The 14,575-nt window shown below is 70.4% G+C and carries 14 protein-coding genes and 1 riboswitch; of the genes, 11 read left to right on the top strand and 3 right to left on the bottom strand.

Features of this window, described 5'->3' with window-relative positions:
* Positions 1-55: 55 nt before the first annotated feature.
* The 8 genes from ACE3QP_RS17250 to ACE3QP_RS17285 all read left to right on the top strand — a co-directional run bounded on the left by ACE3QP_RS17250 (position 56) and on the right by ACE3QP_RS17285 (position 7,658).
* Positions 56-1,063: an alpha/beta hydrolase family protein gene (locus ACE3QP_RS17250; RefSeq protein ID WP_374437724.1), complete on the top strand. Its 1,008-nt coding sequence runs from the start codon at positions 56-58 to the stop codon at positions 1,061-1,063.
* An 18-nt stretch (positions 1,064-1,081) separates the two neighbouring features.
* Positions 1,082-1,272, top strand: a riboswitch (yybP-ykoY riboswitch).
* Between the two features lie 5 nt (positions 1,273-1,277).
* Positions 1,278-1,859, top strand: a complete 582-nt coding sequence (locus ACE3QP_RS17255; protein WP_374437725.1) for a TMEM165/GDT1 family protein — start codon at positions 1,278-1,280, stop codon at positions 1,857-1,859.
* Between the two features lie 55 nt (positions 1,860-1,914).
* A complete protein-coding gene (locus ACE3QP_RS17260; protein ID WP_374437726.1) occupies positions 1,915-3,312 on the top strand; it encodes a DUF1800 domain-containing protein in 1,398 nt (465 codons plus the stop codon).
* 10 nt (positions 3,313-3,322) lie between these two features.
* A complete protein-coding gene (locus ACE3QP_RS17265) occupies positions 3,323-4,543 on the top strand; it encodes a DUF1501 domain-containing protein (protein ID WP_374437727.1) in 1,221 nt (406 codons plus the stop codon).
* Between the two features lie 72 nt (positions 4,544-4,615).
* Positions 4,616-5,368 (top strand): substrate-binding periplasmic protein, encoded by a 753-nt coding sequence (locus tag ACE3QP_RS17270; RefSeq protein WP_374437728.1) that lies wholly within the window; start codon positions 4,616-4,618, stop codon positions 5,366-5,368.
* Between the two features lie 18 nt (positions 5,369-5,386).
* The gene (gene mnmH, locus ACE3QP_RS17275; RefSeq protein WP_374437729.1) at positions 5,387-6,433 is read left to right on the top strand and encodes a tRNA 2-selenouridine(34) synthase MnmH; all 1,047 of its coding nucleotides are present in this window, start codon (positions 5,387-5,389) and stop codon (positions 6,431-6,433) included.
* A gap of 11 nt (positions 6,434-6,444) precedes the next feature.
* Positions 6,445-6,930: an N-acetyltransferase family protein gene (locus ACE3QP_RS17280; protein ID WP_374437730.1), complete on the top strand. Its 486-nt coding sequence runs from the start codon at positions 6,445-6,447 to the stop codon at positions 6,928-6,930.
* The gene (locus tag ACE3QP_RS17285; protein ID WP_374437731.1) at positions 6,927-7,658 is read left to right on the top strand and encodes a hypothetical protein; all 732 of its coding nucleotides are present in this window, start codon (positions 6,927-6,929) and stop codon (positions 7,656-7,658) included. Before ACE3QP_RS17280 ends, ACE3QP_RS17285 begins: the two co-directional genes overlap by 4 nt.
* On the opposite strand, the gene ACE3QP_RS17290 is transcribed toward ACE3QP_RS17285, so the two are convergent.
* Positions 7,655-8,956 (bottom strand): MFS transporter, encoded by a 1,302-nt coding sequence (locus ACE3QP_RS17290; RefSeq protein WP_374437732.1) that lies wholly within the window; start codon positions 8,954-8,956, stop codon positions 7,655-7,657. The genes ACE3QP_RS17285 and ACE3QP_RS17290 overlap by 4 nt on opposite strands.
* A 422-nt stretch (positions 8,957-9,378) precedes the next feature.
* Between ACE3QP_RS17290 and ACE3QP_RS17295 the strand changes: the two genes are divergently transcribed.
* Entirely contained in the window at positions 9,379-9,996 is a 618-nt protein-coding gene (locus ACE3QP_RS17295) for a hypothetical protein (RefSeq protein ID WP_374437733.1), read from the top strand.
* A 347-nt stretch (positions 9,997-10,343) separates the two neighbouring features.
* Here the strand turns inward: ACE3QP_RS17295 and ACE3QP_RS17300 are convergent, their stop codons facing one another.
* Positions 10,344-11,921, bottom strand: a complete 1,578-nt coding sequence (locus ACE3QP_RS17300) for a methyl-accepting chemotaxis protein (protein ID WP_374437734.1) — start codon at positions 11,919-11,921, stop codon at positions 10,344-10,346.
* A gap of 121 nt (positions 11,922-12,042) precedes the next feature.
* The gene (locus ACE3QP_RS17305) at positions 12,043-12,612 is read right to left on the bottom strand and encodes an NADPH-dependent FMN reductase (protein WP_374437735.1); all 570 of its coding nucleotides are present in this window, start codon (positions 12,610-12,612) and stop codon (positions 12,043-12,045) included.
* Between the two features lie 74 nt (positions 12,613-12,686).
* On the opposite strand from ACE3QP_RS17305, the gene ACE3QP_RS17310 reads away from it, so the two are divergent.
* Both ACE3QP_RS17310 and ACE3QP_RS17315 read left to right on the top strand, forming a co-directional pair.
* A complete protein-coding gene (locus ACE3QP_RS17310; protein ID WP_374437736.1) occupies positions 12,687-13,532 on the top strand; it encodes a putative selenate ABC transporter substrate-binding protein in 846 nt (281 codons plus the stop codon).
* A gap of 12 nt (positions 13,533-13,544) precedes the next feature.
* Complete coding sequence (locus ACE3QP_RS17315) at positions 13,545-14,360, top strand: alpha/beta hydrolase (RefSeq protein ID WP_374437737.1); 816 nt, start codon at positions 13,545-13,547, stop codon at positions 14,358-14,360.
* Positions 14,361-14,575: the final 215 nt, after the last annotated feature.

The raw sequence follows: 14,575 nt of genomic DNA on the forward strand, positions 1-14,575 counted from the left end.
GTTTCTTTGCAATCGAGGGGTGCCAGCGCAGCAGCGCTGCGCGATGCTGGGCGCCATGCCGAACCGCCGCACCGCCCTGGCCCTGACCCTGTCGCCCCTGCTGGCCGCCGCCCAGCCGCCGCGCGAGCGCATGCCGCCGCTGCGCCGCGTCTTCCCTGACGAAGACACGCTGGAGCTGCGCTGGACCGACCCCGCACGCGGCCGCGAAATTCCTCTGCGCCTGCGCCTGCCGCCTGGCAGCGGGCCGGTGCCGCTGGTGCTGTTCTCGCACGACCTGGGCGGCGGCCTGGCGGCCGGCAGCCTGTGGGCGCAGGCCTGGGCGGCCGCGGGCATCGCCACCCTGCACCTGCAGCATGGCGGCAGCGACACCAGCGTGCTGCGCCAGGGCTTGAAGGCGCTCAAGCAGGCCGCCAGCCCCGAGCAGCTGCGCGCCCGCGTGCTGGATGCGAAGGCGGTGCTCGACTTGCTGCCCGAGCAGCAGCGCCGTGACGAGCGCCTGAAGCGCCTGCGCCTGGACGCCCTCGGCATGGCCGGCCACTCCTTCGGCGCCCACACCACCCTGGCCCTGGCCGGCCAGCGCTTCCGGGGCCGCGCGCTGGGGGCGGACGAACGGCTGCGCGCCTTCGCCGCCTTCAGCCCCTCGCCCGGCGCGGCCGGGGCGGTGCCGGCCGAATCCTTCGGCGGCATCCGCAAACCCATGCTCTGCCTGACCGGCAGCCTGGACGGCGACCCGCTGGGCGACGGCAACGACGACGCCCGCGAAACCCGTGGCGACTGGCGCCGTGCCGTCTACGACGCGCTGCCGGCGGGCGACAAGGCCGAGCTCTGGCTGGACGGCGCCGACCACATGGTGTTCGGCGGCATGGACCTGCAGCGCCTGCCGACCCGCCTGCGGGAACGCCCGGCCCAGGCCGAGGCGCAGACGGCGCGGCACCAGACCTTGATTGCGGCGGTGACGTCGGATTGGTGGCGCGCGCAGTTGCTGGACGATGCGGCGGCGCGTGAACGCCTGGCCCAAAGGCCCGCCGGCCTTGCCGCACAGGATGAATGGCGTCGCAGCTGACGCGCCTACACTGCCGCCCTTTCCGTCATTGGGGAGTAGCCGCCCTGCCAGGTTCAACCGGCAGGGGCGCGCGTCAACACACTGGGTTCGATGGACCCTGGCGCACGCGGCAGGGGTTTGACACCCGTTTGGCAAGACCTTTGACCGGATGCCTCCGCCGTGGGCCGGGAGGCGTCTGGTCACAAGGCATCCGCCGGCCCCTTGGAGTTCTCGAATGGAAGCCTTTCTCGTCAGCACCGGCCTGGTGGCCCTGGGTGAAATGGGCGACAAGACCCAGCTGCTGGCCATGCTGCTGGCCGCACGCTTCAAGCGCCCGGCGCTGATCGTGCTGGGCATCTTCATCGCCACCCTGGCCAACCATGCGCTGGCCGGTGCCGTGGGCGCGGTGGTGGCGCAGGCCATGGGGCCGCAGCTGCTGCGCTGGGTCATCGGCCTGGGCTTCTTGGCCATGGCGGCGTGGATGCTGGTGCCCGATCAGGCCGATGACGACGATGTGGAAGGCAGCGCCAAGCGCATGGGCGTGCTGGCCACCACGGTGTTGGCTTTCTTTCTGGCCGAGATGGGCGACAAGACGCAGATCGCCACGGTGGCGCTGGCGGCGCGCTTTGAGGGTGCGCTGGTGGCCGTGGTGGCCGGCACCACGCTGGGCATGCTGATCGCCAACGTGCCGGCGGTCTACCTGGGCCACCGCTTTGCCAGCCGCATCCCGATGCGCTGGGTACATGGCGTGTCGGCCTTGATCTTTGCGCTGCTGGGGCTGGCCACGCTCTTGCAGGCCGATCGCTGGCTGACTTGACCCTTCTTTGCAGGGCGGGCTGGCGCCAGCAAGACTGTGGCGCGATGCTGGCGGCATGAAGCTGCTGCGCCGCACCTTGTTTTGCCTGCCCGCTCTGGGCCTGTCGCTCGGGGCTCAGGCCTCGCCTGCCGCCGAAACCCTGCACGCCTGCAACCGCCTGGGCTACGGGCCGCGCCCCGGGGACCTGGCCCGTGGCGGCAGCTGGCCGGAGCTGCTGGAGCAGCAGCTGCAGCCGCAGCCGCTGCCTGCCGCCCTGCAGCAGCGCCTGGATGCCCGGCCCGCCGTGAACCTGGCCGAGCGCGCCCAAGCCTTTCGCCAACTGCAGCGCCAGCAGCGCGCCGAAGACGAAGCGCCGCGCCGTGAGCTGATCCGCCAGGCCCTGCACGAGGCTGCCGAGGCGCGCCTGCTGCGCGCACTGGAAAGCCCCAACCAGCTCGAAGAACGCCTGGTGGACTTCTGGTTCAACCACTTCAACGTCTTCTTCGACAAGGGCCTGTGCCGCATGCTGGTGGCGGACTACGAGGCCCGCGCCATCCGCCCCCATGTGTTCGGGCGCTTTCGCGATCTGCTTGGCGCCGTGGCCACCCACCCGGCCATGCTGTTCTACCTGGACAACGCCCAGTCCACCCGCGCCGGCTTCCAGGGTGCGGGCGGCAGCCGCGGCCTGAACGAGAACTACGCGCGCGAGCTGATGGAGCTGCACACCCTGGGCGTGGGCGCGGGCTATGGCCAGCAGGACGTGACCGAGCTGGCGCGCGTGCTGACCGGCTGGACCTTCCGCCCGCGCGACCTGCAATTCATGTTCGACCCGCGCCGCCACGACGAAGACCCCAAGACCTGGCTGGGCCAGAGCGTGCCCGGCCGTGGCCGCGCGCAGGGCGAATGGGTGCTGGACCAGCTGGCCCGCCACCCCGCCACCGCGCAGCGCATCGCCTTCAAGCTCGGCCAGCACTTCCTGGCCGACGAACCGCCCGCCGCGGCCGTGGCGGCCGCACGCGCCGCCTTTCTGGCCAGCGACGGCGACCTGCGCGCCACCGTGGCGGCCCTGCTGCGCCACCCGGAGGCACGCCAGCCGGCGCTGCAGGGCGCGCAGTTCAAGACGCCGCAGCGCTTCGTCATCAGCCTGCTGCGCGCCTGCGCGATCACGCCCGCGGACTGGACACCCACGCTGCAGGCCCTGCGCGCGCTCGGTCAGCCGCTGTTCGGCTGCGTCACCCCCGATGGCTACAAGACCGTGCGCAGCGCCTGGCTGGACCCCGAGGCGCTGGCGCGCCGCGCCGAGCTGGCGGCGCGCGTGGCGCAGCGTGCGCGCCTGGGTGCTGAGGCGGCGGAACAGCTGTTGGAGACGCTGGGCCCGGCGATCGGTAGCGCCGCACGCTCGGCCATTGCCCAAGAACCGCCGCAGCTGCGCACCGCGCTGATCCTCGGCTCACCCGATTTCCAAAACTGCTGAGCGTCCGACCATGAGCCTGCACCGCCGCCACCTGCTGCTCGCCAGCCTGCCCGCCGCCCTGCTGAGCCCGCGCGCCCGCGCCGCCGGCGCGCCCCCCAAGCGCTGGATCGTCGTGCTGCTGCGCGGCGCCATCGACGGTCTCTCCGTCTGCGCGCCCTATGCCGAAGCCGATTACGCGCGCGAGCGCCCCGGCATCGCCCTGCCGCCGCCCGGGCAGGAGGGCGGGCTGCTCGACCTGGACGGCCGCTTCGGCCTGCATCCGGCGCTGGCGCCCCTGCAGCCGCTCTGGGCCGCCGGGCAGTTCGGCTTCGTGCAAGCCTGCGGCGCCCCCACCAGCAGCCGCAGCCACTTTGAGGCACAAGACGAATTGGAGACCGGCACGCCGGGCGTGAAGACCACGCCCGATGGCTGGCTGGCGCGCCTGTTGGAAGGGGACCAGGCCGGCGTGCAGGCCGTCTACACCGCGCCCACGCGGCCCAAGCTGCTCAGCGGCCCGGCCAGTGCGCGCGTGGCCGCCCTGCCCGGCGCCACCCGCACGCCCGAACGCCCGGCCCTGGGCGCGGCGCTGGACCGCCTGTACGCGCAGGACCCGCGCTACGCCGCCACCTGGCAGGCCGCGCAGAGCGGCCGCAGCCAGATGGCCGGCGCGCTGGAAGCCGGCCAGGGCATGAACGGCGCCATGACCGGCGGCGACCCCGCGGCCGACCGCGGCGCGCCCGGCGCCAACACCCTGCCCGCCACCGCCCGCCGCCTGGCCCAGGTGCTGCGCGCCGACCCCACGCTGCGCTTTGCCTGCGTGGAGCTGGGCGGCTGGGACACGCACGCCCGCCAGGGCGCCGCGCAGGGCCAGCTGGCCGGCCGTCTGGCGCCGCTGGGCCAGGGCCTGGCCACGCTGGCGCAGTCCTTGGGCCCGCTGTGGGCCGATACCGTGGTCACCGTCATCAGCGAGTTCGGCCGCACCGTGGCAGAGAACGGCACCGGCGGCACCGACCACGGCCATGGCAACGCGCTCTGGCTGCTGGGCGGCGCTGTGCGCGGCGGCCAGGTGCTGGGCGCCTGGCCGGGGCTGGAGAGCGCTGCGCGCTTCCAGGGCCGCGACCTGGCCGTCACCACCGACTACCGCGCCGTGCTGGCCGGCGTGGCCGCGCAACACCTGGGCCTGCGCGAGACCGCGCTGGCCACGCTCTTCCCCAGCTACAGCGGCGGCCGGCTGCCCGTGCTGCGCGGCTGAAGGGCGAACCCGGCTTGACGCCCGCCCGTGCGGGCGTTTCACTGCGGCGCATCACCACGCCAAAGGGCCCGCATGCCGCTCAACCGCCGCCGCTATTGCCTGGGTATGGCCGCCGGCCTGTGCGGCACGGCGCAGGGGCAGGCCGCGGCGGTGCAGATCGCCGTCGATTCGCAAAACCCGCCCTTCATGTACCAGGCCAAGGGCGAAGGCGTGCCGCGCGGCGTCTACCCGGTGCTGCTGCGTGCCGTCTTCAAGCAGCTGGGTGAACCCCTGCAGCTGCTGCCCATGCCCTGGGCGCGCGCCCTGGGCGGGCTGGACCGCGCAGAACACGGCGTGGGTGGCCTGTACGCCAACCGCGAGCGCCTCGCCAAGTTCGACTACGGCCAGCCCATCCTCACCGAGACCGTGCGCGTCTACGCCCAGCGCGGCCGGCTCAAGCAGTTCAACGGCCTGGACGACCTGCGCGGCCTGCGCGTGGGCGTGCTGCGCGGCTGGAGCTACGGCGACGAGTTCGACGCTGCCCGCAAGGCCGGGCAGCTGAAGGTGGAGGACGTGACCGACGACCGCGCCAACTTCGGCAAGCTGGAGCGCGATTTTTTGGACGTGGTGCTGAGCGTGGAGCAGACCGGCGAGCAAGTCATGGCCAGTGGCGAGTTCCCTTCCGTGCGTGTGATGCCCAACCCGCTGACCGAGAACCCCGCCTACGTGGCCTTCCACAAATCGCGTCAGCAGCAGGGGCTGCTGGCCCGCATCGACGAGGTGGTGGCGCAGCTGCGCCGCAGCGGCGAGCACGCCCGCCTGGTGGCCCAGGGCCTGAAGGACTGAGGCGCGACACTCGCGCCCATGACCGCCCCCGAAGAAGCCCTCGGCATCCGCCCCTTTGCCAGCTACGCCCGCATCATTGATGCGCGCACGCCCAAGGAGTTCGCCGAGGACCACATCCCGGGCGCCTGCAACCTGCCCATCGTCAGCCAGGAAGAGTTCGCCGAGGTGGGCACCCTGCACCGCACGAACCCACACCAGGCCTATCTGGTGGGCGCGCAGTACGCGCTGCGCAACGTGGCGCGCTACATCGGCGAGGTGATCGCGCATCACCCGCCAAGAGACCGGCTGCTCATCTACTGCTTCCGCGGCGGCAAGCGCAGCCGCGCCTGGGCCGAGCCGCTGCGCAACATCGGCTACCCGGTGGACGTGCTGCCCGGCGGCTGGAAGGCCTACCGCGCCTGGGTGCGCGAACAGCTCGACCAACTGCCCGCCAAGCTGCAGCTGCGCGTGCTGGGCGGAAGCACCGCCTGCGGCAAGACGCGGCTGCTGCAGGCTCTTGCCGCCGAAGGTGCGCAGGTGCTGGACCTGGAAGGCCTGGCCCGCCACCGCGGCTCGCTGCTCGGCGCCCTGCCCGGCCAACCCCAGCCCACGCAGAAGATCTTCGACTCCGAACTGCTGCAGGCCCTGAGCCGGCTCGACCCGACCCGCCCGGTGTGGGTCGAGGCCGAGAGCAAGAAGATCGGCAACGTGCAGCTGCCCACGCCCCTGCACGAGGCCCTGCGCAGCGCGCCCATCTGGCGCGTCAGCGCGCCACTGGCCGCGCGCGTGCAAGTCTGTCGCGAGGACTACGCCCACTTCGCCGCCGCGCCGCTGCAGATGGTGGCCAAGCTCGAACCCCTCAAACCCCTGGTGGGCGGCGAGACCCTGACGCACTGGCGCGCGCTGGCCGAAGCCGGCGACAGCGACACCCTGTTCGCCAGCATCATGGAACGCCACTACGACCCCTGCTACGAGCGCTCGCTCAAGCGCGAGCAGGCGCTCACGCCGGTGGAACTGGCGGGGGTGGACGAGGCGAGCCTGCGGGCGGCAGCGTGGGCCCTGATCGCGGCGGTCGAGCCGCGCTAGCCAGGCCCGCGATGACGATCACGCTGCGCCCGGCCGGCGCACCCGACGCCGAGGCGGTTGCCCAGGTGCTGATCGAATCCAGGAACGCCTTGCTGCCCTTCGCGCCCATGGCGCACCCGGCCGCAGAGGTACGCACCTGGATCGCCACCGTCCTCATCCCCGCAGGCGGTGTCCACCTCGCCATTTGTGAAGGGCAGACTGTCGGCGTGCTTGCGCTGTCTCACCAAGCAGGGCAGGCCTGGATCGACCAGCTCTATGTTCGGCCGGGCCACACCGGCCAGGGTATCGGCGCGCAGCTGCTGCAGCTCGCCCACCGCCAGCTGCAGCCACCCATCCGCCTGTGCACCTTTCAGGCCAACACCGGCGCGCGCCGCTTCTACGAGCGGCATGGCTACCGGGCCATTGCCTTGACGGACGGCGCGGACAACGAAGAGCGTTGCCCGGATGTGCTGTACGAGTGGCATGGCGCCACGACTGAAGAAGGACGCATGAAGTGAACGACTCCACCCATCACCCACCAAACACAAGTTCCGACCCATTGCCGCGCCTCGGTGCCGCGCAGCTGAACTTCTCGGGCTCAGCCTTCTTTGTCAACCGCACGGCCCGGTTTGTCCTCGCCGTGCCGGCACTGGCAGGCGGCGGCGAGCCCTTGCTCATTCCAGCGGGCGATCCGCGCGCGGGCCAGGTGCTCAAGAAGGACAGCGCGGGCCGTGCGGCTCGCGGCGTGGTGTTCTTCAATGGCACCGATCGCGCCTGGCAGGCCGTGCGCGGAGATGGTCGCGAAGCCATCCTGTTCAACGACTTGGGCCCCGAACCTGCACGCCTGCTGCAGCAGCGCCTGCTTGAGCTCACGCCCCGAGGTGCGGTCCTGAGCCTGGCCGCGATCAAGGCCCTGCTCCAGTTTGCCCAGCAGGAGCTGGGTCTGATCGATTGCTATCACAAGCGTCTGGATTCGGTGCTGCGCGACATGGTGGCCATCAGCCCCGAGAACCCGAATTACCTGCAAGTCAGCAAGCCCGTGCGCCATCGTGCCCTGTGGGTCCAGCGTCCCTTCAGCTTTGACGGCCCGGTGCTGCAGCACTACCCCGAAGGCGCCGTGCTGGTAACGGACGAACGCCATGTCTGGGGCGTGGCCACCGAGGTGTTCCTACGCAATTACCGACAGCTGGTCGGCACGCAGGAGCGCGTACTGGAATCGGTGGCCGAGCTGCGCGCCTGGCCTTAATGAGCGGCGCTGGCAGCCGCCTGCCCGCGCGCCAAATTCAAGGGCTTCAGCAGCAACAACCCCGCCACGAAGAACAAGCCCGTCGACACAATCGCCAGCCGGTGGTTGCCACCTGCCAGCAGGGTCACCAGGCCATAGGTCAGCGGCCCCAGGATGGCGGCCAGGCGCACCGCAAACCCCCACAGCGCAAAGAACTCGGCGCGCCGCGCCGCCGGCGCCAGCAGGCCGGCAATGGCCCGCCCGGCCGACTGGCTGCTGCCCATGCACAGCCCGGCCAGCACGGCGGCGGCCCAGAACAGGCCCGGCCCTTGCGCCAGCACGGCCAGCACCGTCATCGCGATCCAGCCCGCCAGCGTGATGCCAAGCGCCAGCCGGTGGCCAATGCGGTCCTGCACATGGCCCCAGGCCAGCGCGCCGAGCATCGAGGCGATGTTGACCAGGAACACCAGCATCATGGTCTGCGCCTGCTTGAAGCCCAGCACCTGCTCGGCATACACGGCCGCCAGCGCCACCACCACCGCCACGCCAGCCTGGTAGGCCACGGTGCAGGCCAGCAGCCAGCGGAAGTCGGCAAAGCGGCGCGCCTGCTGCCAGGTGTGGCGCAGGCGCGCAAAGGCGCCGGTGAGGCCGGGCTTTGCGCCCGTGTCCAGCTGCGGCAAGGCGCGTTCGCGCAGCAGCGCAAAAGTGCCCAGGGCGGCGACGCCGAAGATCCCCGCCGTGATCAGCATCGTCACCGGCACAAAGCGCGCCGCCGGCTCGCCGCGCGCCTGGGCCGAGAGCACGTAGGCCAGGCTCAGGCCCAGGGTCAGCATGCCGCCGCAGTAACCGAAGCTCCAACCCCAGCCGGACACCTTGCCGAAGCTGCCGGGCCGCGCCAGCTCGGGCAGAAAGGCCGCAATCAGGGCCTCGCCCCAGGCATAGAAAAGGTTGGAGAACACGACCAGCAGCAGCGCCAACGCCACATCGCCCGGCCCCACCCAGGCCAGCGCGGCGGTGGCCAGCACACAGGCCGCAGTGCTGATCGCCAGCAGCGGCTTCTTGGCGCCGCGCAAGTCCGCCCAGGCGCCCAGCGCGGGCAGCGTCAGCATGGCCAGCAGGCTGGAAAGCGCCAACGCGGCCGTCCACGCAAACGTGGCCCAGCTCGCCCCACCCGCCACGCCGCCGACGAAGTAGGCGCTGAACACCGCCGTCAGCACCACGGTGGTGTAGCCCGAGTTGGCGAAGTCGTACATCGCCCAGCCGAGGACTTCGCGGCGGCGGACGCCGGGGTTGAGGGCGGGGTGGGGGGTGGTGCTCATGGACGCATCGTCGCAGGGGATGGTGGCAACTCGCTGCAGCCCGTGGGGTCTTCAACCCCACACCCCGACCCGCATTTCTTTGCTGCGCCAAAGAAACGCGGGGCAAAGAAAGGCGCCAATGCACGCAGCCGGCCTCGGGCCGGCCGCGACCGCACGGCTGGTTCACATGGCTCCCACACCCCTCCTGGGACTGCGAAAACCTGCCCGCTAAGCTGGCCGGAGTACCGGCCGACTAGACCACCGCAAACCATCGCGGGCTTTCTGCGATGAATAGAGCCCGAACGCGCGCCACTCATTGACTGTGCAGTGCTGTGCATCTGCAAGCCTCATGAGCAGAGCGATTGGGTGCGCCGTTGATCCATCGCCTACCAACGCCGATGCAACGGCAGGTAGCCAACTTTTCTCACTGCTAGATTCACAGCATGGGAAGGCGAGCCGAACATTGGATCTCTGGCATCACAGCCAGTGACGTCACTGGCCGTGAGGAGGCAACCCGCCTCGCGCAGAAGGACATCAAGTCCGCGTTTGCTGTCGCCCGCAAGATCGTCCATCCTTGGTATCGATGTCAGGCGCTGACTGCTGTTGCGCTGGAACTTGCCAATCTCCGCGAGCGCAAGAGCGCCCTGATGGAAGCGTTCGCGGCTGCGTACGAGCAGGACGAACCAAATCGGATCACCTGCGCGAGTGCCTGGCCACTTCGTGCCCTGGTCCCCATCGACCTCGCTGGTGCACGCCAGCAGGTGATTCGGCTACTCGCAATCATTTCTGCTGAGCCTCATGGCCTACGCCGTCTTGATGGCCTTTTCGGCCTTCTTGGCGCCGTACTGGACTCGGCAGAACTGCGAGCGCTGGTGTTGCCAGCCTTCTTCCTTGCGGCTGAATCGAGCTCTGGTTGGCGCTCCGAACGATTGGTCGCGCACATGGCCCTGGCCCTTGGAAGAGTTGATCCGATAGCAGCAAGGGCGCTGCTTGAAGGACGAACGGCAAATCGCTTCACCTCGAAAGCGCTGGCGGCACTCAACACTGCGGCGCTGCGCTGATGCCTCTCGGGGTGTGGCTCAGGTTGCTGGCAGCGACCAACTGGGCCGAGCCACGAGGCCAAATGGAGACTTGGCGCGCATTCGGACTCCCGTCATCGCAGAAAGCCCGCGATGGTTTGCGGTGGTCTAGTCGGCCGGTACTCCGGCCAGCTTAGCGGGCAGGTTTTCGCAGTCCCAGGAGGGCTGGTGGAGCCATGTGAGCCAGCCGTGCAGTCGCGGCCGGCCCGAGGCCGGCTGCGTGCATTCAGCGCCTTTCTTTGCCCCGCGTTTCTTTGGCGCAGCAAAGAAATGCGGGTCGGGGTGTGGGGTTGAAGACCCCACGGGCTGCAACGAGCAAGCAAACAGCCTCAGCCTTCCGCCACGGTCCTATCACCAGGATGCAAGCGGAACAGCCGCATCGACCCACTCACCTCATCCACCTGCCCCTGCAGACTCTGCGCCGCCGCCGCAATCTGCTCCACCATCGCCGCGTTCTGCTGCGTGATGCCGTCCAGATGCCCGACCGCGTCGTTGATCTGGCGGATGCCGCCCTGCTGTTCCTGGGCGGCGTGGCGGATCTCGCCGAGCAGGGTCTTCAGGCCCTGCACCGCGCCCAGCACCTCCTCCATGCGCCCACGCGCCTCGTTGGTGCGGCCGGTGCCGGTGTCCACGCATTCGTTGCTGGAGTTGATGAGGGTGCGGATCTCGCGCGCGGCGGTGGTGGTGCGCTGGGCCAGCGAACGCACCTCGGCCGCCACCACCGCGAAGCCGCGGCCGGCCTCGCCGGCGCGGGCGGCTTCCACGGCCGCATTCAAGGCCAGGATGTTGGTCTGGAAGGCCACGCCTTCGACGACCTGGATGATGTCGGCGATGCGGCGCGAGGCCTGGGCGATCTGGTTGACGGAATCGACCACCGCGTGCACGGCGGCGTCGCTGCGCTCGGCCAGTTCGGCGGTGCGGTCGGCCTGGGTGGCGCCCTGCACGGCCTGGTCGGCGGTCTGCTGCACGGTGGCCTGGATCTGCGCGACCGAGGCCGCGGTTTCCTCCAGGCTGCCGGCCTGGGACTCGGTGCGGGCGGATAGATCGAGGTTGCCGCTGGCGATCTCGTGCGCGGCGGTCTGCACCTGGTCGATGCCGGCGCGGGTGTCCATCACCACCGCGCGGACGTTGGCCGAAAGCCGGCGCAGCGCCAGCTGCAGGTGCAGGATGGGCTCCTGCGCGCCCACCGCCACCTTGTAGGAGAGGTCGCCCGAGGCCAGGCGATTGGCGTCGTCGGTGACGCGCACCAAGGGCCCGATCAGCAGGCGCTGCTGGGCCAGCGCCCCCAGACCCAGGCCGGCCAGCAAGGCCAGCCCGGTCCAGAGCGACATCAGCCCGAAGGCCTGCGCGCAGCCCAGTGCGGGCAGCAGGGCCAGGCCTTGCAGGAGTGCGAGCTGGCCGCGCAGGCCGGGGCGCAGCGCGCGGCCCAGGCGGCCCCACAGGTCCACGCGCAGGATCTCGCCTTCGGCCAGCGCATGCACGGTGCGGCCCTGCTGCTGTTCTTCCAGCATGCGGCGGTACAGGGGCTCGGACTGGGCGACCGATTCGCGGCTGGGTTCGGTGGCCACGGCCAGGTAGCCGGTGATGCGCTCGCCCTGGCGCATCGGCGTGGCGTTCAGGCGGATCCAGACGTGGTCGCCATCGGCCCGCCGGTTCTTCAGGATGCCGCTCCAGGGCTGGCCGGATTGCAGCGTGCGCCACAGGTCCTCGAAGGCCTGGCGCGGCATGTCGGGGTGGCGCAGCAGGCCATGGGTGGCGCCCAGCAGGCTCTCGCGCGGGTGGCCGCTGAGCTGCACAAAAGCCGGGTTGCAGTAAACGATGCGGCCTTGCGGATCGGTCACCGACACCAGGGTCTGGCCGGCGGGAAACGGGGCCTCGCGCCCACTGGCGGAGACGTTCTTGTGCATGCGCGAACTCCAAAGCGCTGCGGACGGCGAGCAGCCGTCCGCAGGGGGGTCGAGCATAGCGAGGGTGGGTGGGCGCCCGGCTCGGTGCCTGCCCGGGAGCGGCCGGGCGAAGCGTGAAGAATCAGCGCGCCAGCTGATTGGTCAGCGCGGCCAGCGCCTGCAGCACGCCGTCCACCGCCTTTTGGGCGCGCGCGTCCTGCAGCTGGCCCTGGGCATCGAAGGCCTGGTCGGCCCGGCCCAGCGCGAATTGCTGGGGCTGCACCAGCATCTGGAAATTGCCCTGCACGAACAGGCGCAGCTGGTTGAGCGCACGCAGGCCGCCGTACTGTCCGGGCGAGCTGGACATCAGCGCCGTGGGCTTCATGGCGGTGCGGTTCTCGCTCAGGCGGCTCAGCCAGTCCAGGCTGTTGAAGAGCAGCGGAGGCGGGTAGGAGTTGTACTCGGGCGTCACGATCAGCAGGGCCTGGTGCGCCTGGATGGCGTCCTGCAGCTGCTGCACAGCGGCGGGCACGCCCTGCTCGGCCTCGAGGTCGCCGTCGTAGATCGGCAGCTGCAGCGCGCGCAGATCGAACACGGTGGCTCCGCCGAAACCGAGTTGCGGGGCGCGTGCCGCGGCATGGCGGGCCAGGGCGTGCGCATAGGAACCCTGGCGCAAGCTGCCGGGCAGGACGAGGAGTTGGGGGGCGTTCATGCGCGCAGTCTGCATCGGGTGCCACACCTGCGTTCCAATCCGGGGCTTTCCCCTTTGCCTTTACGGAGCTCTTGATGCTGCGTCGCAACCTGATTGCCCTCTCCCTGCTGGCGGCCCTGGGTGCCGCACAGGCCCAAACCGCGGTGTTCCGCGTCACCGCCATCCCCGACGAATCGCCCACCGAGCTGGCACGCAAGGCCGCACCCCTGGTGGCCTACTTGGAAAAGCAGCTCGGCCAGAAGGTCGAGTTCACTCCAGTGACGGACTACGCCGCCGCGGTGGAAGCGCTGGTGAACCGCAAGGTCGATCTGGCCTGGTTCGGTGGCTTCACCTTCGTGCAGGCCCACAGCCGCTCGGGTGGCAAGGTCATCCCGCTGGTGCAGCGCGAAGAGGACGAGAAGTTCCGCTCCGTCTTCATCAGCCGCGATCCGGCGGTCAAGACCCTGGCCGACCTGAAGGGCAAGGACCTGAGCTTCGGCTCGCAGAGCAGTACCAGCGGCCACCTGATGCCGCGCCACTTCCTGCTGCAGCAGGGCCTGGAGCCGGAGAAGGCCTTCCGCCGCGTGGCCTACAGCGGCGCGCACGACGCCACGATCGCCGCCGTGGCCAGCGGCAAGGTGGCCGGCGGCGCACTCAACATCTCGGTCTGGCAGAAGTTCGTCGACGACAAGAAGGTTGACCCGGCCGAGGTGCGCGTGATCTACACGACGCCGCCCTATTACGACTACAACTGGAGCGTGCACGCCGAGCTGGCAAAACCCGTGCGCGACAAGCTGGCCGCCGCCTTCCTGAATCTCAAGCCTGGCACGCCGGAGGCCGACGAGATCCTCAAGCTGCAGCGCGCCACCCGCTTCGTGCCCACCAAGGTGGAGAACTACCAGGGCATCGAAGCCGCGGCGAAGAACGCCGGGCTGCTCTAAGAGCCTGTGAGCATGAAGCGGCGCGCTCTGCTGGCTCTTGCGCCTGGTGCAGCCTGGGCGCAAGCCCGCCTGCCCACGGTGGAGCGCAGCCGCCTGCAGCTGCTCGGTCCCTGGGAGATGCCGAGCCTGGCGCGGCAGCGCGGCGTGCGCGTCTACCTGCCTCCCAGCTACCTGCTGGACCCGAGCCGGCAGTTCCCGGTCATCTACTTCCACGACGGCCAGAACGTCTTCGACGAGGCGACGAGCTACGCCGGCGAATGGGGCGCCGACGAGACCCTGGACCGGCTGGCCGCGCAGACCGGTTTCGAGGCCATTGCGGTGGCCATCGACCATGGCGGTGAGCAACGCCTGCGCGAGCTCAACCCTTGGAACCAGGAGCGCCAGGGAGCCGGCGAAGGCTGGGCCTACCTGCGCTTCATCGTCGAGGTCGTCAAGCCGCAGATCGACGCGCGCCTGCGCACCCGGCGCGGCGCCGCGCAGACGGCCATGGTCGGCAGCTCGATGGGCGGGCTGATCACCCACGCCGCGATGCACCGGCACCGCGAGGTGTTTGGCCTGGGCGCGGTGTTCTCGCCTTCGTTCTGGGTTGCGCCGGCGGCCTTCGACTTGCCCGAGCTCATGCCCCTGCGGGCCGGCCAGCGCATCTACCTGTACGCCGGCAGCGAGGAAAGCCCCGAGCTGGTACCGCAGTGCCGCCGCATGGCCGCGCTGCAGCGCGCGCAAGGCGCAGCGGTGCAACTGCAAGTGACGGCCGGAGCGGGCCACAACGAGGCGGCCTGGCGTGCCGCGCTGCCGCAGGCGCTGCGCTTCCTCTTCCAGATCGCCTGACGAAGCTCACCCCGGGTTCTTCCTCTGTGCCGGATGGCGGCGAGGCGCGTGGCCGCTAGGGTGCGCGCATCGCACTCCAGGCCTTGCCCAATACTGTTCGGTTAGGTGATTTTCGCCCACAATGAGCGCCACCTACTCTGTGGAGCTCGGCATGGCGCGAACCAAGGCGGTACTGGGTGCGGGAGCACGACTGGCTGACTACCTGAGCGCCAGCC

Source organism: Inhella sp. (assembly GCF_041912635.1).
Taxonomy (GTDB): domain Bacteria; phylum Pseudomonadota; class Gammaproteobacteria; order Burkholderiales; family Burkholderiaceae_C; genus Inhella.